The organism is Streptomyces sp. NPDC006687 (assembly GCF_040636215.1).
Classification (GTDB): Bacteria; Actinomycetota; Actinomycetes; order Streptomycetales; family Streptomycetaceae; genus Streptomyces.
In genome coordinates this window covers 131,322-150,687 of record NZ_JBEYJJ010000004.1, presented here as the reverse complement: position 1 = coordinate 150,687, position 19,366 = coordinate 131,322, and the positions used below count along the sequence as shown (strand labels likewise).

Below are 19,366 nucleotides of genomic sequence, written 5' to 3'. Positions count from 1 at the left end.
ACCTTGTTTGTGTCCACAGATTTCCGAATACCCCTGGCTTTACTGGCTCGTTGCCTTCACTCTGGGTAGTGGAGATTGGTGGGGTGTCGTGCGGACGGGGGACGGCATATGGATGCGGTACGGCTTATCGCGGCCGGCCGGCACGCGCTGGCAAGGAGCGCGGCCGCGTGGGACATCGTGGGCGAGGCATGGCAGGCCCAGGCGCTCGCCCAGGGGGTGGGGAGCTGGCTGGCGGTCTCCGGGCCGCCGGAGCTCAGAGCGGAGGCACGAGGACTGGGGGAAGCGGGAGGCAGAGGCTGCGGGGCCATAGACCGCTCCGCGCTGGGCGGCGATGAGTGCGTCCCGCCCGAACAGCCCCCGAGAGCGGCCCAGCTGACGGGGGTGGCCGATGTGAGACAGGCGCTGCTGGGGCTCCAGGCGCTGCTCGGAGAGGTCGGGATAGCCCTTGTCGGGGTCGCCTGCGCGACGGGTGAGGAGACCCTTTACTGGCAGTGCATAGAGTCGATCGACGCGGCGGACGAGTCCAGCGACCGGGTACGGGCCCTGCTGCGCAGGATGACGGTCCGGGAAAGGGGCTCGGCGTCGGGCGTGCTGTAGGGGCGGAGGCGCTGCCTGAGCTGCGGGGAGCGGCGGCCTGGTGTGTGCGGCCGGTGTGCGGTGGAGGGTCCCGCCGCGCGTGACGGGACCCCCGCGTGCTCAGGAGGACCGGTCGCAGCGGTGCTCGCCCTGGTGGGCGCGGCTGCCCGGGGTGCCCGGCGCGGCGGGGGAGGTGCGGTCCGCGGAGTGCTGGAGGTCGGCGTCGAGCTGCGACAGGTCGGCGTTCAGGGCCGCCATCAGCTCCTCCATCTGCTGCAGCAGACCCTTCGGCGCGCCGCCCTGGGCGGGGACCGAGGGCTCCTGGGGTGCGCGGTCGTGTGCTGCCTGTCCGGTCTGTCCTGGGTGCTCGGGCGCGGACTCGTGGGACATGGCGGCCTCCTCGGCCCTGGCCCCTCCGGTGCGGAAGGGGGCGGTGGTCGTACCGGCGGGAGGCCGCCGGCGCGCGGGCCGGGCGGTCCGGTCCCGCCCGAGCCAACGATCTCCATCGGCGCCGGTCACTGAGGGCGCGAGGGGCGCGCCTCGCGGTTGACGCAGATTCACCCGGCAGGGGAGGGGGAAGGGCAGGATGGAACCATGGATCTTCGCATTTTCACCGAGCCGCAGCAGGGCGCCGACTACGACACCCTCCTGGCCGTCGCCAAGGCCACCGAAGAGCTCGGCTTCGACGCCTTCTTCCGTTCGGACCACTATCTGCGGATGGGATCCGCCGACGGACTGCCCGGACCCACCGACGCCTGGATCACCCTCGCCGGCCTGGCCCGCGAGACCCGGCGGATCCGGCTGGGCACGCTGATGACGGCGGGCACCTTCCGGCTGCCCGGGGTCCTCGCGATCCAGGTGGCCCAGGTCGACCAGATGTCCGGCGGGCGCGTGGAACTCGGTCTGGGCGCGGGCTGGTTCGAGGAGGAGCACAAGGCGTACGGGATCCCCTTCCCGGCGGAGCGGATGGCGCGGCTGGAGGAGCAGCTGGCCGTCATCACCGGCCTGTGGGCCACCGAGCCGGGCGCCACCTTCGACTTCCGTGGCACCCACTACCAGGTGGAGAACTCCCCGGCCCTGCCCAAGCCGGCGCAGGCCAAGGTCCCCATCCTCGTCGGCGGGCACGGGGCGCGGCGCACCCCGCGGCTGGCCGCCCGGTACGCGGACGAGTTCAACATGCCCTTCGCCTCGGTGGAGGACAGCCGCAGGCAGTTCGCCCGGGTCCGGGAGGCGGCCACCGAAGCCGGGCGGGAGCCGGAGGAGATCGTCTACTCGAACGCCCTGGTGGTGTGCGTGGGCAAGGACGACGCCGAGGTCGCCCGGCGGGCCGCCGCCATCGGCCGTGAGGTCGACGAGCTCAAGGCCAACGGTCTGGCGGGCTCCCCCGCCGAGGTCGTCGACAAGCTCGGCACCTACGCGGCCATCGGCTCCTCCCGCGTCTACCTCCAGGTCCTCGACCTCGACGACCTGGACCACCTGGAGCTGATCGCGGGCAAGGTCATGCCCCAGCTCGGCTGACCCGCCCGACGATCGACCCGCACTGCTGGACGGAGGACCCGACCGTGCCCCGAGCGACCGGCCCGCTCGCCGAAGCCCTGGCCCGAAGGCCCGTACTCCTGGACGGCGGGCTGAGCAACCAGCTCGCCGACCAGGGCTGCGACCTGTCCGGAGACCTCTGGACGGGCCGGGTGCTCGCCGAGCGCCCGGACCAGGTCCGGGCAGCGCACGAGGCGTACGTCGGGGCCGGTGCCGAGGTGCTGATCACCGCCGGCTACCAGGTCCGTGACGACCCCGGGCTGCTGGAGCGCTCCGTCCGGCTGGCCGACGGCGCGGCCCGGGCCGCCGGGCACGGGGTGTGGGTGGCCGCCTCGGTGGGGCCGTACGGGGCGGTCTTGGCCGACGGCTCCGAGTACCGGGGCCGGTACGGGCTCGGCCGGGACGCCCTGGCCGCCTTCCACCGGCCCCGTATCGAGGCGCTGCTCGCGGCGGGGCCGGACGTCCTGGCCCTGGAGACCGTCCCGGACTCCGACGAGGCCGAGGCCCTGCTGGCGGTCCTGGCCGGCACGGGAGCCCGGGCCTGGCTCAGCTACACCGTCTCCGGCGGCCGCACCCGGGCCGGCCAGCCCCTGGCGGAGGCGTTCGCCCTCGCCGCCGACGCCCCCGAGGTGATCGCGGTCGGCGTCAACTGCTGTGACCCGGAGGATGTGCTGCCCGCGCTGGAGGCGGCCGCCTCCGTCACGGCCAAGCCGCTGCTGGCCTACCCCAACGACGGCTCCGTCTGGGACGCCGGCGCCCGCACCTGGCACGCCCCCGAGACCCCCGCCCCCTGGCCCGTCGCCGCCTGGCAGGCGGCCGGCGCCCGTCTCGTCGGCGGCTGCTGCCGCGTCGGCCCGGACTGGATCGCCGGACTCGGCGCCACCCTCCGGCCTCCGCCGCCGGTGTGAAAACCAGTGGGCCGCGAGGAGACCCCGGCACATACTGAAGCGCATGTTCCTGACGATCAGCACGACCGGCACCACCGAGAAACCCGCCACTGACCTGGGATTCCTGCTGCACAAGCACCCCGGGAAGACGCAGGCCTTCGCCACCTCGTACGGCACCGCCCACGTCTTCTACCCCCAGGCGACGGACCATCGGTGCACGGCCGCGCTGCTCCTGGAGGTGGACCCCGTCGCGCTCGTGCGGCGCAGCCGGGGCAAGGGCCGGGACGGCTCGCCCGACACCGCGCTCGCCCAGTACGTCAACGACCGTCCCTACGCGGCCTCCTCGCTGCTCGCCGTCGCCCTGAGCGGGGTCTTCCGTACCGCCCTCAAGGGCCAGTGCGCCGCCCGGCCCGAACTGCCCGGCCAGGCACGCCCCCTGCGGATCGAGATCCCCGCGCTGCCCGCCCGTGGCGGCGCCGACCTGGTGCGCCGGCTGTTTGCCCCGCTGGGCTGGGACTGCGTGGAAACCGAATCCGTCACCCTGGACGAGCAGTTCCCGGAGTGGGGGGACAGCCGCTACCTGCGCCTGGTGCTGGAGGGCGAGCTCCGGCTGGAGGACGCCCTGCGCCAGCTGTACGTGCTGCTGCCCGTGCTCGACGACTCCAAGCACTACTGGATCGCCCCCGACGAGGTGGACAAGCTCCTGCGCGCCGGCGACGGCTGGCTGGCGGGCCACCCCGAGCACGCGCTCATCACCGCCCGCTACCTGGCCCGCCGCAAGGGGCTCACCCAGAACGCCATGGAGCGCCTGGAACTCGCCCGCCTCGCCGAGGCCGACGGCAGCGAGGCCGAGGAGCTCGACGACGCCGTGGACGGCACCCCCGCCGACCGCGACTCCACCGAGCGCGACTCCGCCGAGCGGGAGCGGTCCGTGCCCCTCGCGGTACGCCGCCGCGAGGCGGTCCTCGCCGCGCTGCGCGAGGCCGGAGCGGCACGGGTCCTCGACCTGGGCTGCGGCGAGGGGCAGCTGGTCCAGGAGCTCCTGAAGGACACCGCGTTCACCGAGATCGTCGGTGTGGACGTCTCGGCGCGGGCGCTGGCCACCGCCTCCCGCCGGCTGCGGCTGGAGCGGATGGGGGAGCGGCAGAGCTCCCGCGTCCGGCTGCTCCAGGGCTCGCTGGTGTACACCGACAAGCGGCTGGCCGGCTACGACGCGGCCGTGCTCAGTGAGGTCATCGAGCACCTGGACCTGCCCCGGCTGCCCGCCCTGGAGTACGCCGTCTTCGGCTCGGCCCGTCCCCGTACGGTCCTCGTGACCACCCCGAACGTCGAGTACAACGTCCGCTGGGAGACCCTGCCCGCCGGGCGGGTCCGCCACCGCGACCACCGGTTCGAGTGGACCCGCGAGGAGTTCCGCGCCTGGGCCGACGGCGTCGCCGCCCGGCACGGCTACGCCGTCGCGTACCGGCCCGTGGGCGACGAGGACCCCGAGGCGGGCCCGCCGACCCAGATGGCCGTCTTCACCCGGACCGGCGACACCCCCGAGACCGACATCTCCGAGACCGACACCGCCGACACCGCCGACACCGGCACCGGCGCCGCCATCCCGAAGGAGGGCGAGGCAGCATGAGCACCCCCACCGCCGCCCACCGCGTACTTCCCGTCACCGACCTGTCCCTCGTCGTCCTCATCGGGGCCACCGGCTCGGGCAAGTCCACTTTCGCCCGCAAGCACTTCAAGCCCACCGAGGTCCTCTCCTCCGACCACTGCCGGGGTCTGGTCGCCGACGACGAGAACGACCAGAGCGCCAGCAAGGACGCCTTCGAGGTCCTCCACCACATCGCTGGCAAGCGGCTGGCCGCCGGGCGCCTCACCGTCGTGGACGCCACCAGCGTCCAGCAGGAGTCCCGCCGCGCGCTCATCCGCCTCGCCCGCGAGCACGACGTCCTGCCCATCGCCATCGTCCTCGACATGCCCGAGTCGGTCTGCGCCGAACGCAACGCGGCCCGCCCCGACCGGGCCGGCCTGCCGCGCCGCGTCATCCAGCGCCACCGCTCCGAACTGCGCCGCTCGCTGCGCGGACTGGAGCGCGAGGGCTTCCGCAAGGTGCACGTCCTGCGCACGCCGGAAGAGGCGGAAGCCGCCGAGGTGGTGCGGGAGAAGCGCTTCAACGACCTCAGGCACCTCACCGGCCCCTTCGACATCATCGGCGACATCCACGGCTGCTCCTCCGAGCTGGAGACCCTGCTGGCCGAGCTCGGCTACGAGGACGGTGTCCACCCCGCCGGCCGCACGGCCGTCTTCGTCGGCGACCTCGTCGACCGCGGCCCCGACAGCCCGGGCGTACTGCGCCGGGTGATGGGCATGGTCGCGTCCGGCAACGCGCTGTGCGTGCCCGGGAACCACGAGAACAAGCTCGGCCGTTACCTGAAGGGCTCCAAGGTCCAGCTGACCCACGGGCTCGCCGAAACCGTCGATCAGCTCTCGCGTGAGAGCGAGGAGTTCGCCAAGGAGGTACGGGAGTTCATATCCGGCCTGGTCAGCCACTACGTCCTGGACGGCGGCCGGCTGGTGGTCTGCCACGCCGGGCTGCCCGAGAAGTACCACGGGCGCACCTCCGGCCGGGTCCGCTCGCACGCCCTCTACGGGGAGACCACCGGCGAGACCGACGAGTTCGGCCTGCCCGTGCGCTACCCGTGGGCCGAGGACTACCGGGGCAAGGCCGCCGTGGTCTACGGCCACACCCCGGTCCCGGCCGCCGGCTGGATCAACAACACCATCTGCCTCGACACCGGCGCCGTCTTCGGCGGCCGGCTGACCGCCCTGCGCTGGCCCGAGCGGGAACTGGCCGACGTGCCGGCCGAGAAGGTCTGGTACGAGCCGGTCCGGCCGCTGGCCGCCGAGGCGCCGGGCGGGCTCGACGGCCGCCCGCTCGACCTGGGCGACGTACAGGGGCGCCGCGTGGTGGAGACGCGCCACCTGGGCAACGTCGGGGTCCGTGAGGAGAACGCGGCGGCCGCCCTGGAGGTCATGAGCCGCTTCGCGGTCGACCCCCGGCTGGTGCCGTACCTGCCGCCGACCATGGCGCCGACGGCCGCCTCCGCCGAGGAGGGCTGGCTGGAGCACCCGGCCGAGGCGTTCGCCCAGTACCGGGCCGACGGCATCGACCGTGTGGTGTGCGAGGAGAAGCACATGGGCTCCCGCGCCACCGTCCTGCTGTGCCGGGACGCCGCCACCGCCCGGACCCGCTTCGGCGTCGAGGACGGCCCCACCGGCTCCCTCTACACCCGCACCGGACGCCCCTTCTTCCGGGAGGCCGGGCTCACCGAGGAGTTCCTGGCCCGGCTGCGCGCCGCCGTGGACGGCGCCGGCCTGTGGGAGGAGCTGGGTACGGACTGGCTGCTGCTGGACGGGGAACTGCTGCCCTGGTCCCTGAAGTCCACCGGCCTGCTGCGCAACCAGTACGCCGCCGTGGGCGCGGCGGCCCGCACCGTGCTGCCGGAAGCGGTCGCCGCCCTGGCGGCCGCCGAGGCCCGGGGCGTGGACACGGGCGGCCTGCTGGAGCGCCAGAGCGGCCGGGCGGCCGACGCCGAAGCCTTCACCGAGGCGTACCGCCGCTACTGCTGGACCACCGACGGACTGGACGGCGTACGGTTCGCTCCGTTCCAGCTGCTCGCTGCGGCCGGGCGGTCGCTGGCGGCCGTCCCGCACGACGAGCAGCTGGCCTGGCTGGACCGCCTCGCCGACGCCGACGAGCGCTCCGCCGCCCCGCTGCTGCGCCGCACCCGCCGCGTCTACGTGGACACCGCCGACGCGGACTCCGTCCGGGCCGGAACCGACTGGTGGCTGGAGCTGACCGCCGCCGGCGGGGAGGGCATGGTCGTCAAACCGCTCCAGAGTTACGCCCGGGACGGCAAGGGACGGCTGGTGCAGCCGGGGCTGAAGGTGCGCGGACGGGAGTACCTGCGGATCATCTACGGGCCCGAGTACACCCGCCCGGGCCAGCTGGAGCGGCTGCGCCAGAGGTTCCTCGGGCACAAGCGCTCGCTCGCCCTGCGCGAGTACGCGCTGGGTCTGGAGGCACTGGACCGTCTGGCGGCCGAGGAGCCGCTGTGGCGGGTCCACGAGGCGGTGTTCGCCGTGCTCGCCCTGGAGTCGGAGCCGGTCGACCCCCGGCTGTGACCTGAGAGGAGGACCGCGTAAAGCGGCCGCCCCCGTACGGCCGCGAATTAGGTCGTATGGGGGAACTTTCCGGCGGAAGGCCCGGGAAACGGGTGGCGGGATCGTTCATCCAGGGCAGCGGAGTGTCCGCGACCCAGGAAGGACGGAACATCACTTATGAAGATGACCGCGCGCGGAAGCATTGCGGCGCTGATGACCTGTATGGCAGCGGCCGGCGCGGCCTCCCCGGCCGTGGCCGACTCGGTCCCCGTGGGCGTCCCGCTGGACGCCGTGCGGACCACGCTGGGTGTGCCCACCCCGCAGGTGGCCACCGCCGTCCCGATGCCGGTCGTCGGCGCCCCCGAGGCGCCCGTCCTCCACAAGGGCGACCTGCTTCCGACCCCGCTGCTCCCGGCGGTCCCGATCGCCACCGACCTCGGTCTCACCCAGGTCACCTCCCCGGTGCCCAACCTGCTGGGCGCCAAGGAGACGGACGGCGAGGGGGCCGTGGAGTCGCCGGCGACCACCGTGCTCACCCGGACCCCGGGCGCGGTCCTCGGCGCCCCGCTGACCATGCCCGACGGCGGCAACTACGGGATCCCGAACCTGACCACCCCCAAGCTGGGCGTGCTCGCCCCTGAGGTCATCGGCGCCCCGTCGGCGCTTCTCGGCCTGCGCTGAACCGCACATCCGACACCGGGTCAGAAAGCCGCCCGCTCTGGGTACGTGTACGGCATGGGATTCCATGTCGACTCCGAGACCGGGCGGCTTCGCCGCGTCATCCTGCACCGCCCCGATCTGGAGCTGAAGCGGCTCACACCCAGCAACAAGGACGCCCTGCTCTTCGACGACGTGCTGTGGGTGCGCCGGGCCCGCCAGGAGCACGACGGCTTCGCCGACGTGCTGCGCGACCGGGGTGTCGCCGTCCACCTCTTCGGTGACCTGCTGCGCGAGGCCCTCGACATCACCGAGGCGCGCCACCTCGTCCTGGACCGGGTCTTCGACGAGAAGGAGTACGGGCCGCTCGCCACCGACCACCTGCGCGCGGTCTTCGACGCACTGCCCTCGGACGAGCTCGCGGAGGCGCTGGTCGGCGGCATGACGAAACGGGAGTTCCTGGAGCGGCACAGCGAGCCGGTCTCGGTGCGCTTCCACGTGCTGGAGATGGACGGGTTCCTGCTGCGGCCGCTGCCCAACCACCTCTTCACCCGCGACACCTCCGCATGGATCTACGACGGGGTCTCCATCAACGCCATGCGCTGGCCGGCCCGGCAGCGTGAGACGGTGCACTTCGAGGCGATCTACAAGCACCACCCCCTCTTCACCGGCTCGGGCCCCTTCCACTACTGGTCGCAGGGCCAGTCGGACTACCCCTCGACCATCGAGGGCGGTGACGTCCTGGTCATCGGCAACGGCGCCGTCCTGATCGGGATGAGCGAGCGGACCACCCCGCAGGCGGTCGAGATGCTCGCCCGGGGCCTGTTCGCGGCCGGGTCGGCCTCGGTCATCGTGGCGCTCGACATGCCCAAGCGGAGGGCCTTCATGCACCTGGACACGGTGATGACGATGGTCGACGCGGAAACGTTCACCCAGTACGCGGGGCTCGGCATGCTGCGCTCGTACACGATCCGCCCGGGGCAGGGGGCGAGCGAGCTCCAGGTGAGCGACCACCCGCCGGAGCACATGCACCGGGCCATCGCGTCGGCGCTGGGGCTGGACAAGGTGCGGGTGCTGACCGCCGGGCAGGACGTCCATTCGGCCGAGCGCGAGCAGTGGGACGACGGGTGCAACGTGCTGGCCGTGGAGCCCGGGGTGGTCGTCGCGTACGAGCGGAACGTCACCACCAACACCCACCTGCGCAAGGAGGGCATCGAGGTGATCGAGATCCCCGGCAGCGAGCTGGGACGGGGGCGGGGCGGGCCGCGCTGCATGAGCTGCCCGGTGGAACGGGACGCCGGATGAATGCAGGCTGAGGGGGACCGGCCGGTGATCACGGGCACGGTTGCCGCACATGTGATCTACCAGACTGAATATGAATACAGGGGATCGTATAGACTTCCACAATCCCCTGTCAGCGTCCCCCTGGAGTTCCCGATGGCCACCGACCTCTTCGGTCGCAGTTTCCTCAAGGAGCTCGACTTCACCGCCGCCGAGTTCCGCGGCCTGGTCGAGCTCGCCGCCACCCTCAAGGCGGCCAAGAAGGCGGGGGCCGAGCAGCAGCGCCTCCAGGGGAAGAACATCGCGCTGATCTTCGAGAAGACCTCCACGCGCACCCGCTGCGCCTTCGAGGTCGCCGCCGCCGACCAGGGCGCCCACACCACCTACCTCGACCCCTCCGGCTCCCAGATCGGCCACAAGGAGACCGTGCGGGACACCGCGCGGGTGCTCGGCCGGATGTTCGACGGCATCGAGTACCGCGGCGACAGCCAGCGGTCCGTCGAGGAGCTCGCCGCGTACTCGGGCGTGCCCGTCTTCAACGGCCTCACCGACGACTGGCACCCCACCCAGATGCTGGCCGACGTGCTCACCATGACCGAGCACTGCGCCAAGCCCCTGGACCGCGTCGCCTTCGCCTACCTGGGCGACGCCCGGTTCAACATGGGCAACTCGTACCTGGTGACCGGCGCCCTGCTGGGCATGGACGTACGGATCGTGGCGCCGAAGGAGTACTGGCCGGCCGAGGCGGTGGTGGCCCGCGCCCGTGAGCTGGCCGCCTCCAGCGGGGCGCGGATCACCCTGACGGAGGAGGTCGCGCAGGGCGTGGCGCAGGCCGACTTCGTGGCCACGGACGTGTGGGTCTCGATGGGCGAGCCGAAGGAGGTCTGGGACGAGCGGATCGCGGCCCTGTCCCCGTACGCCGTCACCATGGACGTGCTGCGCGCGACCGGGAACCCGGACGTGCGGTTCCTGCACTGCCTGCCCGCCTACCACGACCTCGGCACCAAGGTGGCCCGTGAGGTGTACGAGCGGCACGGCCTGGAATGGCTGGAGGTCTCGGACGAGGTGTTCGAGTCGGCGCACTCCGTCGTCTTCGACGAGGCGGAGAACCGGCTGCACACCATCAAGGCCGTGCTCGTCGCCACGATGGCGAAGCCCGCCGCATAGTCATACGGCCCCGCGGTCAGGCGTGGACCGCGGCCGCACCGGCCGGCAGGGTGAACCAGACGGCCTTGCCGCGGGCGGTGCGGCGATGGCCGCATGCGGAGCTCAGGGCCCGGAGCAGCAGCAGGCCGCGGCCGTGCTCCTGCCAGGGGTCCGGCGGGTCCTGCCGCGGAGGGATGACGAGGTCGCGCGGCGGCCGGGGATCGCCGTCGTGGACCTCCACCTGGCAGCCGTCCGCCCGCATCTCCACCACCAGTTCGATCGGTCCCGGCGCGCTGGTGTGCTCCACGGCGTTGGCGACCAGCTCGGCCGTGAGCAGTTCGGCGGTGTCGGGGTCGGCGGACGGGCCGGTGTCCGTCAGGGCGGTACGGACCAGGGCGCGGGCCATGGGCACGGCGGCGGCCGTGTGCGGCAGGGCGAGCCGCCACGCGGAGGCGTCGGGCATGGCCGGTCCGTCCGTTCCGTCGGGGGTGGGGCAGGGGGGAAGGGATGCTTCCGCGTTCAACCATACGGAGTGACCCGCGCGGCCCGCAGGGCACCCCGGCGCGGAGCCCCGCCTCGCCCTCCGTCGGCCGTCTGTCGCGTTTTCATGACGGCAGTCACAAGTCGGTGATAGCGTCGTACGCGTGAGCCCCTTCACCGGTTCCACACCAGCGACCGAACGGTGGCGCCACCTGCGGGTGACCCGGCAGGACGGCATCGCCACCGTCACCCTCGACCGCCCCGAGAAGCTGAACGCGCTCACCTTCGGCGCCTACGCCGACCTGCGCGATCTGCTCGCCGAACTCTCCCGGACCCGTTCCGTACGCGCCCTCGTCCTGGCGGGCGAGGGCCGCGGCTTCTGCTCCGGCGGGGACGTGGACGAGATCATCGGCGCCACCCTCGCCATGGACACCTCCGAACTCCTCGACTTCAACCGGATGACCGGCCAGGTGGTCCGCGCCCTGCGCGAGTGCCCCTTCCCCGTCATCGCCGCCGTCCACGGGGTGGCCGCGGGCGCCGGAGCCGTACTCGCCCTCGCCGCCGACTTCCGCATCGCCGACCCCAGCGCCCGCTTCGCCTTCCTCTTCACCCGCGTCGGCCTCTCCGGCGGCGACATGGGCGCCGCCTACCTGCTGCCCCGGGTCGTCGGCCTCGGCCACGCCACCCGGATCCTGATGCTCGGAGAGCCCGTACGGGCCCCCGAGGCGGAGCGCATCGGCCTGCTCAGCGAGCTCGTCGACGAGGGCAAGGCCGACATCCGGGCCGCCGAACTCGCCGCCCGCCTCGCCGCCGGGCCCGCCCTCGCCCACGCCCAGACCAAGGCCCTGCTCACCGCCGAGCTCGACATGCCGCTGGCCGCCTCCGTGGAGCTGGACGCCAGCACCCAGGCCCTGCTGATGCACGGCCAGGACTACGCCGAGTTCCACGCCGCCTTCACCGGGAAGCGGCCGCCGCAGTGGAAGGGGAGGTAGGGCATGGCCCAGTCCGCGCCCGGGGCCGCCAAGCGGGTCGCCGTCGTCGGCGGGGGACCGGGCGGGCTCTACGCCGCCGCGCTGCTGGCCCGGCAGGGGCACCGTGTCGACCTGTGGGAGCGGGGCGCCCCCGATGACACCTTCGGCTTCGGCGTCGTCCTCTCCGACGAGACCCTGGGGGGTATCGAACGGGCCGACACCGCCGTCCACGCCGCCCTCGCCGCCGAGTTCGTCCGCTGGGACGACGTGGACATCGTCCACCGGGGACGGCTGCTGACCTCCGGCGGCCACGGCTTCGCCGCCCTCGGCCGGCAGCGGCTCCTGGAGATCCTGCACGCCCGCTGCGAGGAGCTCGGCGTACGCCTGCGCTTCCGCGCCGCGGCCCCCGACGCCTGGGCCCTGGCCCGGACCCACGACCTGGTCGTCGCGGCCGACGGGGTGCACAGCGCCACCCGGGAGAGCGGCGCCGCCCACTTCCGGCCCACCGTCACCCCCGGCCGCTGCCGCTACGTCTGGCTCGCCGCCGACTTCGCCTTCGACGCCTTCCGCTTCGAGATCGCGGAGACCGAGCACGGCATCATGCAGCTGCACGCCTACCCGTACTCCGCCGACTCCTCCACCGCCATCGTGGAGATGCGGGAGGAGGTGTGGCGCGCGGCCGGCCTCGACCTGTGCGACGAGGAGGAGTCCGCCGCCCGCTGCGCCAAGACCTTCGCCGAGGCACTGCGGGGCAGGCCGCTGCGGGGGAACCGTTCCGCCTGGACCCGTTTCCGCACCGTCGTCAACGAGCACTGGTCGCACGGGAACGTGGTCCTCCTCGGCGACGCCGCCCACACGGCCCACTTCTCCATCGGCTCCGGAACCAAACTCGCCGTCGAGGACGCCCTCGCGCTCGCCGACGCCCTGGCAGCGCACCCCGGGATCCCCGAGGCCCTGGCCGCCTACGAGGCCGAGCGCCGGCCCGCCGTGGCCAGCACGCAGCGGGCCGCCGCCGCCAGCATGCGCTGGTTCGAGGAGATCGGCGGGTACGCCGGCCAGCCCGCCCGGCAGTTCGCCTTCAACCTGCTCACCCGCAGCCGCCGGGTCACGCACGAGAACCTGCGGCTGCGCGACCCCCGCTTCACCCGCGCGGTGGAGGCCGAATTCGGCTGCCCGCCCCAAGGGCCTGGCGGAGAGCCGACCCCGCCCATGTTCACCCCGTTCACCCTGCGCGGGCTGACCCTGCGCAACCGGGTCGTCGTCGCGCCGATGGACATGTACTCCGCGCGGGAGGGCGTGCCCGGCGACTTCCACCTGGTGCACCTGGGCGGGCGGGCCCTCGGCGGGGCCGGCCTCGTCCTGACGGAGATGGTCTGCGTCAGCCCCGAGGGCCGCATCACCCCCGGCTGCGCGGGCCTGTGGACGCAGGAACAGGCGGCCGCCTGGAAGCGGATCGTCGACTTCGTCCACACCACGGCGCCCGGCACCGCCCTCGGCCTCCAGCTCGGCCACTCCGGCCGCAAGGGCTCGACCCGGCTGATGTGGGAGGGCATGGACGAGCCGCTGCCCGAGGGCAACTGGCCGCTCGTCGCCGCCTCCGCCCTGCCCTACAAACCCGGCGTCTCCGCCGTCCCGCGCGCCCTGGAGGCCGCCGACCTCGCCGCCCTCCGCGCCGAGTTCGCGGCCGCCGCCGTGCGGGGCGCCGACTGCGGGTTCGACCTGCTGGAACTGCACTGCGCCCACGGCTACCTGCTGTCCGGCTTCCTCTCCCCCCTCACCAACCACCGCGAAGACGCCTACGGCGGCCCGCTGGAGAACCGGCTGCGCTTCCCCCTGGAGGTCTTCGACGCGGTCCGTGAGGTCTGGCCCGAGGAGCGGCCGATGACCGTCCGGCTGTCGGCCACCGACTGGGCCCCCGGCGGCACCACGCCCGAGGAGGCCGAGCGGATCGCAGCCGCCTTCGCCGCGCACGGCGCCGACGCCGTCCACGTCTCGACCGGGCAGGTGGTCGCGGACGAGGCGCCGGAGTTCGGGCGCTCGTACCAGACCCCGTACGCCGACCGGATCCGCAACGCGCTGGGGATGCCGGTCGTCGCCGTCGGTGCGATCTCCTCCTGGGACGACGTCAACTCCCTGCTGCTGGCCGGACGCGCCGACCTGTGCGCCCTGGGCCGGCCGCACCTGTACGACCCGCACTGGACCCTGCACGCGGCCGCCGAGCAGGGGTACGAGGGCCCCGGCTCGCCCTGGCCGGCCCCGTACCGGGCGGGCAGCCGCAAGCCGCCGACGGGGAAGGGGTGAGGCGACCGCCGGGCCGCGCCGGCGGCCTGGCGGTCCTCGTGACCCTTGCGGTGCGCGGCCTCAGGCCCGGACCAGCTCGACGCGGTCCTCGACGGGGGTGAAGCCGAGGCGCTGGTAGACGCCGTTGCTGGTGGGGTTGGCCAGGTCGGCGAAGAGCAGCACCTCGGTGGCCCCGGCCGCGTACGCCGCCCCGCTCACCGCGTGCGTCACCCCGGCGGCGTAACCGCGGCGGCGCTCGGCGGGCGGGGTGTAGACGGGGCCGATGCGGGAGACGGAGCCGATCGGACGGAAGAAGGCCGCCAGGGACACCGGCCTGCCGTCGTGCTCCCAGACGAGGAACCCGCCGTAGGAGACGCGGTCGCGCAGAGACGCCTCGGAGGGGCCGGTCGGGGTGCCGCATTCCCGGCTGAACTCCGCGCACCAACGCGCCAGCAGCGGCAGGTCCGCCTCGGTGGCGCGCCGGGCCCGGCCTGCGGGGGCCGGGTCGGGGGCGGTGAGGGTGCCCAGCCGGTACAGGCGGAGCTCCTCGGCGACACGGATCGGCGCGCCCCACGCCCGCGTCAGCGCCTGCGCGTCGGTGCGGCGGAGGTTCAGGCCGGTCACCGGGGTGAGCAGGGGGTCCGCCGTGAGGGCGCGGCCCAGGGCGTGGACCGCCTCGGTGGGCAGGACGCCGGTCAGCAGCGGGAACGGCGGGGTGTGCAGCACGGCCCCCTCGACGGTGCCGTCGGCTCCGGTCCACCAGCCGAAGACCGGGTCGGTGTCGCCGTAGGCGTGGGGGCCGCGCCGCTCCAGGGCGTCGAGGACGCTCAGCAGGAGGGTGTTGCGGACGGGGTGCGCGGCCACGTGGGAGCGCGCGGTGGCCAGACAGGCCGCCAGATCGGTGCTGAAGGTCCAGGTCATGCCCCATCGTGGCGGGCCCGTGAGGAGGGCCGCACCGGAATTTCGGGGGCGCCCGGGTGGCGGGTGCGCTCCCCCGGGCGGGGGAGACGGTCCCCCCGCGTGGGGGAGGAGCGGGCTTTCGGCCGGTGGGATCTTGGGAGTGCGAGCAGGACACCGGCACCGCCGACCGTGGCGGGCCGCGGACGAGGAGGAACCATGAGCACCCACCACACCACCGCGCACACCCCCGTACGGCCGGCGTACGCCGGCCCGCTACGGCTCCACGAAGCGGGCGCCCGTGTCGCGCAGCCGGGCGTGCAGCTCGGCGAAGACCGCCGCGGACCGGTCGCCGGGCCAGTCCGACGGGAGCAGCTCGCGCGGCAGCCCGGGGTCGGCGTAGGGCAGCCGCCGCCAGGTGTCCAGGGCGGCCAGGTAGGTCCGGTAGGCGGCCTCCGGGGTGGGGGCGGGACCCGACTGGAGGGCCCGCAGCGCGGGTTCGTGCAGGTCGAGGAACTCCTCGTGCTGCTTGGCCAGGGCGGACAGGTCCCACCAGCGGGCCACGGTCTCGGCCGTGGGCGCGAAGCCGAGGTGGTCGCCGCGGAAGAGCTCCACGTACCCGGTCAGATGCAGCCGCTCCAGGGTGTGCTCCGTCTCCTCGGCCAGCTGGGCCGGCGCGATCCACACTCCCGGGGCCACCGCCCCGAAGCCCAGCCGGGCCAGGCGCGAGCGCAGCAGGTGCCGCTTGTGCCGCTCCTGCTCGGGGACGGAGAAGACGGCGACCAGCCACTGCGACGAGACCGGTACGGCTCCGTAGATCCGCCGGTCGCCGTCCTCCAGCAGCAGCCGGGCCTCGTCGGAGAGCCGGTAGCCGGCGGAGCCGTCGGCGGCCTTCGCGGGCACGAGGAAGCCGCGCCGTTTGAGCCGGGACACCGAGGAGCGGACGGAGGGGGCGTCGACGCCGGCCGCCCCCAGCAGCCGGACCAGCGCGGAGACCGGTACGGCCCCGTCGAAGGACCGCCCGTAGGCTCCGTAGAAGGTGACGATCAGGGATCGCGGAGTGTGCTGCTCGACCACGGGTTCACTCTAGATCGCGCAGCCGGAACCGCTGGAGTTTGCCGGTGGGGGTCCGGGGCAGCGCGGGCAGGAAGACGAAGGAGCGCGGACACTTGTGCGGGGCGAGCTCCCCCTTCATGAAGGTCCGCAGCGCCTCCTCCGTGAGGACGGCCCCGTCCCTCGGCACGGTGTAGGCCACCACGACCTGCCCCCGCCGTTCGTCCGGACGGCCCACGACCGCGGCCTCCGCCACGTCCGGATGGCGCAGCAGCGCCTCCTCCACCTCCGGGCCCGCGATGTTGTAGCCCGAGGAGATGATCATGTCGTCGGCGCGGGCGACGTAGCGGAAGTAGCCGTCGGGATCGCGGATGTAGGTGTCGCCGGTCAGGTTCCAGCCGTTCTGGACGTACTCGCCCTGGCGGGGGTCGGCCAGGTAGCGGCAGCCGACCGGTCCGCGTACGGCCAGCAGGCCGGGCTCGTTGTCGGGCACGGGAAGGCCGGAGGGATCCACCACGCGGGCCTGCCAGCCGGGGACGGCCCGGCCGGTGGTGCCGGGGCGGATGTCCTCGTCGGCGGCGGAGATGAAGATGTGCAGCAGTTCGGTGGCGCCGATGCCGTTGATGATTCGCAGTCCGGTGCGCTCGTACCAGGCCCGCCAGGTGGCGGGCGGCAGGTTCTCGCCGGCGGAGACGCAGCGGCGCAGCGCGGACAGGTCGTAGGCGCCCGTGTCGTAGGGGCCCAGGGTGTCCAGCATCGAGCGGTAGGCGGTGGGGGCAGTGAACAGCACGGTGACGCGGTGTTCGGCGAGGGCGGGCAGCAGGCGGCGGGGCGCCGCGTCCTCCAGCAGCAGGGTGGAGGCCCCGGCCCGCAGGGGGAAGACGACCAGGCCGCCGAGGCCGAAGGTGAACCCGAGGGGAGGGGTGCCGGCGAAGACGTCGTCGGGGCGGGGTCCGAGGACGGTGCGGGAGAAGGTGTCGGCGATGGCGAGGAGGTCGCGGTGGAAGTGCATGCAGCCCTTGGGGCGCCCGGTGGTGCCGGAGGTGAAGGCGATGAGGGCGACGTCGTCGGCGGAGGTGTCGACGGCCGGGTAGGGGGTGTGGTGGGCGTCGGCGAGCCGCAGGAGGTCGTCGGGGGAGTCCCCGCCATAGGGGGTGATCCGCAGTCCGGGGACCTCGGCCTTGGTCAGGTCGTCGAGGGCGCCGGTGTGGCAGACGGCGTGCCGGATCCGACCCATGGCGCACACGGTCGCCAGCTCCTGGGCGCGCTGCTGGGCCAGTACGGTGACGGCCACGCCGCCCGCCTTCATCACGGCCAGCCAGCAGGCGGCCAGCCAGGGCCCGGTGGGCCCGCGCAGAAGGACCCGGTTGCCGGGGACGACGCCCAGGTCGGCGGTGAGGGCGTGGGCCAGACGGTCGACGCGCTCGCGCAGCTCCCCGTACGACCACACCTCGCCCGAGCCGCTGCGGAAGGCCGGCCGGTCCGGCCCGAAGCGGTCGATGGTGGTGTCGAGCAGTTCGGTGCCGCAGTTGAGCCGGTCCGGGTAGGCCAGCTCGGGCAGGTCGAAGAGGAACTCCGGCCAGGCGTCGGCGGGCGGCAGGTTGTCGCGCGCGAAGGTGTCGGTGTGGGCGGAAGGCTGGAGCTCCAAGGGTTCGCCCCTTTGCGACGTCCGGATGGGGATGGAGCCGGCCGTGCTGGTCTGTCCAGAGCGTATCGTGATGGTGACGGCAGTCAACAGGACGCGATAGAGGAACACCACGGGACTTGGGGGCCTTCGGATGGCCGGATTCGCGCTCGGAGTGGAACAAGAGGAGTGGTGCGCCGAGCTGCGCACCCTGGCGGAGCGGAGGCTGAGGCCGCTCGCCGAGAAGGGCGAGCCCGGCCGGGTGAACCGGCCGCTGCTGGCGGAGCTCGGGGAACTGGGTCTGCTGGAGCGGGTCTTCGGCTCGGGGGCGCTGGAGCTGTGCCTGCTGCGGGAGTCCCTCGCCTACGGGTGTACCGAGGCGGAGACGGCTCTGGCCCTCCAGGGGCTCGGCGGCCATCCGGTGCTGCGGTCGGGGAGCGCCGCCCAGCGGGAGCGGTGGCTTCCGGGGGTGCGAGCGGGGCGGCTGGTGGCGGCGTTCGCGCTGAGCGAGCCGGGCGCGGGCTCCGACGCGGCGGCGCTGGCCCTGGCGGCCCTCCCGGAGGGGGCGGGCTGGCGGCTGCAGGGGGCCAAGTGCTGGATCTCCAACGCCCCCGAGGCCGATTTCTACACCGTCTTCGCCCGGACGGGGGAGGCGCCGGGTGCGAAGGGCATCACCGCCTTCCTGGTCCCGGCGGACCGGCCCGGGCTGACGGGGGAGGCCCTCGACATGCTCTCGCCTCACCCGATCGGCTCCCTCTCCTTCGACGGGGTGCGGGTCGGGCGGGAGGACGTGCTGGGCGAGCCGGGGCAGGGGTTCCGGGTCGCGATGGAGACCCTGAACCTCTTCCGGCCGAGCGTGGGGGCCTTCGCGGTCGGTATGGCGCGGGCCGCGCTGGACGCGACACTGGCGCACACCGCCGGCCGCACCGCCTTCGGCGGGGTGCTGGCCGACCTCCAGACGGTGGCGCACCGGGTGGCGGAGATGGCCACCCGTACCGAGGCGGCCCGGCTGCTGGTGTACGCGGCGGCCTGCGCGTACGACGCCGGTTCGCCGGACGTGCCCCGCCGGGCGGCGATGGCCAAGCTGCTCGCGACGGAGACCGCCCAGTACGTGGTCGACCACGCCGTCCAGCTGCACGGAGCGGGCGCCCTGCGGCGGGGCCACCTGCTGGAGCACCTGTACCGGGAGGTGCGGGCGCCCAGGATCTACGAGGGGGCCAGCGAGGTGCAGCGCGGCATCATCGCCAAGGAGCTGTACCGGGGGGTGGCGGCCCGATGAACCCCGAACACCCCGGCCTGGAGACAGCCGGCCCGGAGGGGGACCGCCCGGACCGCCCCCGCCCCGAGGGGGCCGGTCTGGAGCGGGTCAATCCGCCCGAGCTGTCTCCGGCCGCCGGGTTCTCCCATGCCGCCGTCGCCACCGGGGGGCGGCTGGTGTTCCTGGCCGGCCAGACCGCGCTCGACGGCTCGGGCAAGGTCGTCGGGCAGACCCTGCCGGAGCAGTTCGAGCGCGCCCTGGCCAACCTGCTGACGGCCCTGGCCGAGGCCGGCGGCGCCCCCTGGGACCTCGCCCGGGTGACGGTGTACGCGGTGGACGTGGAGGAGTACCGCGCCCACGCCCGCGAACTGGGGCGGATCTGGCGCCGCCTGGCCGGGCGGGACTACCCGGCGATGGCCGTGGTCGGTGTGGTCCGCCTCTGGGACACCGAGGCCCTGCTGGAGCTGGACGGGATCGCGGTGATTCCGTAGGGGGTGTCCGGCGGATCAGGCCGGGCCCGCGGTGCCGGACGCCCCGGGCTGTCCGACCCTGATCCGCC

Annotated in this window: 17 protein-coding genes; 12 read left to right on the top strand and 5 right to left on the bottom strand. The window is 73.9% G+C overall.

Going from position 1 to position 19,366, the window contains the following annotated elements; genetic code table 11:
* Nucleotides 1-108: 108 nt before the first annotated feature.
* Nucleotides 109-597 carry a DUF6099 family protein gene (locus ABZ716_RS07125; protein ID WP_358812204.1) on the top strand — a complete coding sequence of 163 codons (489 nt, stop codon included), beginning with the start codon at nucleotides 109-111 and terminating at the stop codon, nucleotides 595-597.
* Nucleotides 598-696: 99 nt separating this feature from the next.
* On the opposite strand, the gene ABZ716_RS07120 is transcribed toward ABZ716_RS07125, so the two are convergent.
* A complete protein-coding gene (locus tag ABZ716_RS07120; RefSeq protein ID WP_358957465.1) occupies nucleotides 697-966 on the bottom strand; it encodes a hypothetical protein in 270 nt (89 codons plus the stop codon).
* Between the two features lie 204 nt (nucleotides 967-1,170).
* Here ABZ716_RS07120 and ABZ716_RS07115 point away from each other — a divergent pair, with 204 nt between their 5' ends.
* From ABZ716_RS07115 to argF, 7 genes are all read left to right on the top strand, one after another.
* The gene (locus ABZ716_RS07115) at nucleotides 1,171-2,094 is read left to right on the top strand and encodes an LLM class F420-dependent oxidoreductase (protein WP_358812203.1); all 924 of its coding nucleotides are present in this window, start codon (nucleotides 1,171-1,173) and stop codon (nucleotides 2,092-2,094) included.
* A gap of 44 nt (nucleotides 2,095-2,138) precedes the next feature.
* Nucleotides 2,139-3,020, top strand: a complete 882-nt coding sequence (mmuM, locus tag ABZ716_RS07110; protein WP_358812202.1) for a homocysteine S-methyltransferase — start codon at nucleotides 2,139-2,141, stop codon at nucleotides 3,018-3,020.
* Nucleotides 3,021-3,063: 43 nt separating this feature from the next.
* Nucleotides 3,064-4,629, top strand: a complete 1,566-nt coding sequence (locus ABZ716_RS07105) for a 3' terminal RNA ribose 2'-O-methyltransferase Hen1 (RefSeq protein ID WP_358957275.1) — start codon at nucleotides 3,064-3,066, stop codon at nucleotides 4,627-4,629.
* On the top strand, nucleotides 4,626-7,181 hold the full coding sequence (locus ABZ716_RS07100; RefSeq protein WP_358957273.1) for a polynucleotide kinase-phosphatase: 2,556 nt from the start codon (nucleotides 4,626-4,628) through the stop codon (nucleotides 7,179-7,181). The genes ABZ716_RS07105 and ABZ716_RS07100 overlap by 4 nt, the downstream gene beginning before the upstream one ends.
* 192 nt (nucleotides 7,182-7,373) lie before the next feature.
* Nucleotides 7,374-7,841: a hypothetical protein gene (locus ABZ716_RS07095; protein ID WP_358957270.1), complete on the top strand. Its 468-nt coding sequence runs from the start codon at nucleotides 7,374-7,376 to the stop codon at nucleotides 7,839-7,841.
* Between the two features lie 54 nt (nucleotides 7,842-7,895).
* Nucleotides 7,896-9,122 (top strand): arginine deiminase, encoded by a 1,227-nt coding sequence (locus ABZ716_RS07090; protein WP_351880373.1) that lies wholly within the window; start codon nucleotides 7,896-7,898, stop codon nucleotides 9,120-9,122.
* A gap of 132 nt (nucleotides 9,123-9,254) precedes the next feature.
* Nucleotides 9,255-10,265 carry an ornithine carbamoyltransferase gene (argF, locus tag ABZ716_RS07085; protein ID WP_358812199.1) on the top strand — a complete coding sequence of 337 codons (1,011 nt, stop codon included), beginning with the start codon at nucleotides 9,255-9,257 and terminating at the stop codon, nucleotides 10,263-10,265.
* A 16-nt stretch (nucleotides 10,266-10,281) separates the two neighbouring features.
* Here argF and ABZ716_RS07080 read toward each other — a convergent pair whose 3' ends face one another.
* Nucleotides 10,282-10,707, bottom strand: coding sequence for an ATP-binding protein (locus ABZ716_RS07080; protein ID WP_358957268.1), 426 nt, complete (start codon nucleotides 10,705-10,707; stop codon nucleotides 10,282-10,284).
* Between the two features lie 181 nt (nucleotides 10,708-10,888).
* On the opposite strand from ABZ716_RS07080, the gene ABZ716_RS07075 reads away from it, so the two are divergent.
* Together ABZ716_RS07075 and ABZ716_RS07070 are read left to right on the top strand one after the other, a co-directional pair.
* On the top strand, nucleotides 10,889-11,716 hold the full coding sequence (locus ABZ716_RS07075) for an enoyl-CoA hydratase family protein (protein WP_358812197.1): 828 nt from the start codon (nucleotides 10,889-10,891) through the stop codon (nucleotides 11,714-11,716).
* A 3-nt stretch (nucleotides 11,717-11,719) separates the two neighbouring features.
* Nucleotides 11,720-13,996 carry a bifunctional salicylyl-CoA 5-hydroxylase/oxidoreductase gene (locus tag ABZ716_RS07070; RefSeq protein ID WP_358957266.1) on the top strand — a complete coding sequence of 759 codons (2,277 nt, stop codon included), beginning with the start codon at nucleotides 11,720-11,722 and terminating at the stop codon, nucleotides 13,994-13,996.
* A 60-nt stretch (nucleotides 13,997-14,056) separates the two neighbouring features.
* On the opposite strand, the gene ABZ716_RS07065 is transcribed toward ABZ716_RS07070, so the two are convergent.
* The 3 genes from ABZ716_RS07065 to ABZ716_RS07055 form a co-directional block, all read right to left on the bottom strand.
* A complete protein-coding gene (locus ABZ716_RS07065) occupies nucleotides 14,057-14,896 on the bottom strand; it encodes a GNAT family N-acetyltransferase (protein ID WP_358957264.1) in 840 nt (279 codons plus the stop codon).
* 252 nt (nucleotides 14,897-15,148) lie between these two features.
* Nucleotides 15,149-15,949 (bottom strand): PaaX family transcriptional regulator C-terminal domain-containing protein, encoded by an 801-nt coding sequence (locus tag ABZ716_RS07060; RefSeq protein ID WP_358957262.1) that lies wholly within the window; start codon nucleotides 15,947-15,949, stop codon nucleotides 15,149-15,151.
* A gap of 4 nt (nucleotides 15,950-15,953) precedes the next feature.
* Nucleotides 15,954-17,573, bottom strand: a complete 1,620-nt coding sequence (locus ABZ716_RS07055) for an AMP-binding protein (RefSeq protein ID WP_358957259.1) — start codon at nucleotides 17,571-17,573, stop codon at nucleotides 15,954-15,956.
* Between the two features lie 130 nt (nucleotides 17,574-17,703).
* Here ABZ716_RS07055 and ABZ716_RS07050 point away from each other — a divergent pair, with 130 nt between their 5' ends.
* Both ABZ716_RS07050 and ABZ716_RS07045 read left to right on the top strand, forming a co-directional pair.
* Nucleotides 17,704-18,828: an acyl-CoA dehydrogenase family protein gene (locus ABZ716_RS07050; protein WP_358957257.1), complete on the top strand. Its 1,125-nt coding sequence runs from the start codon at nucleotides 17,704-17,706 to the stop codon at nucleotides 18,826-18,828.
* A complete protein-coding gene (locus tag ABZ716_RS07045; protein ID WP_358957254.1) occupies nucleotides 18,825-19,298 on the top strand; it encodes a RidA family protein in 474 nt (157 codons plus the stop codon). Before ABZ716_RS07050 ends, ABZ716_RS07045 begins: the two co-directional genes overlap by 4 nt.
* The last annotated feature ends 68 nt before the right edge of the window (nucleotides 19,299-19,366 follow it).

Excerpts from the sequence above, each read along its gene's own strand:
- ABZ716_RS07100 (WP_358957273.1), top strand. The coding sequence starts at position 4,626 with ATGAGCACCCCCACCGCCGCCCACCGCGTACTTCCCGTCACCGACCTG.
- ABZ716_RS07045 (WP_358957254.1), top strand. The coding sequence starts at position 18,825 with ATGAACCCCGAACACCCCGGCCTGGAGACAGCCGGCCCGGAGGGGGAC.
- ABZ716_RS07090 (WP_351880373.1), top strand. The coding sequence starts at position 7,896 with ATGGGATTCCATGTCGACTCCGAGACCGGGCGGCTTCGCCGCGTCATC.
- ABZ716_RS07050 (WP_358957257.1), top strand. The coding sequence starts at position 17,704 with ATGGCCGGATTCGCGCTCGGAGTGGAACAAGAGGAGTGGTGCGCCGAG.
- argF (WP_358812199.1), top strand. The coding sequence starts at position 9,255 with ATGGCCACCGACCTCTTCGGTCGCAGTTTCCTCAAGGAGCTCGACTTC.
- ABZ716_RS07065 (WP_358957264.1), bottom strand. The coding sequence starts at position 14,896 with ATGACCTGGACCTTCAGCACCGATCTGGCGGCCTGTCTGGCCACCGCG.
- ABZ716_RS07125 (WP_358812204.1), top strand. The coding sequence starts at position 109 with ATGGATGCGGTACGGCTTATCGCGGCCGGCCGGCACGCGCTGGCAAGG.
- ABZ716_RS07105 (WP_358957275.1), top strand. The coding sequence starts at position 3,064 with ATGTTCCTGACGATCAGCACGACCGGCACCACCGAGAAACCCGCCACT.
- ABZ716_RS07115 (WP_358812203.1), top strand. The coding sequence starts at position 1,171 with ATGGATCTTCGCATTTTCACCGAGCCGCAGCAGGGCGCCGACTACGAC.
- ABZ716_RS07080 (WP_358957268.1), bottom strand. The coding sequence starts at position 10,707 with ATGCCCGACGCCTCCGCGTGGCGGCTCGCCCTGCCGCACACGGCCGCC.
- ABZ716_RS07095 (WP_358957270.1), top strand. The coding sequence starts at position 7,374 with ATGACCTGTATGGCAGCGGCCGGCGCGGCCTCCCCGGCCGTGGCCGAC.
- ABZ716_RS07120 (WP_358957465.1), bottom strand. The coding sequence starts at position 966 with ATGTCCCACGAGTCCGCGCCCGAGCACCCAGGACAGACCGGACAGGCA.
- ABZ716_RS07070 (WP_358957266.1), top strand. The coding sequence starts at position 11,720 with ATGGCCCAGTCCGCGCCCGGGGCCGCCAAGCGGGTCGCCGTCGTCGGC.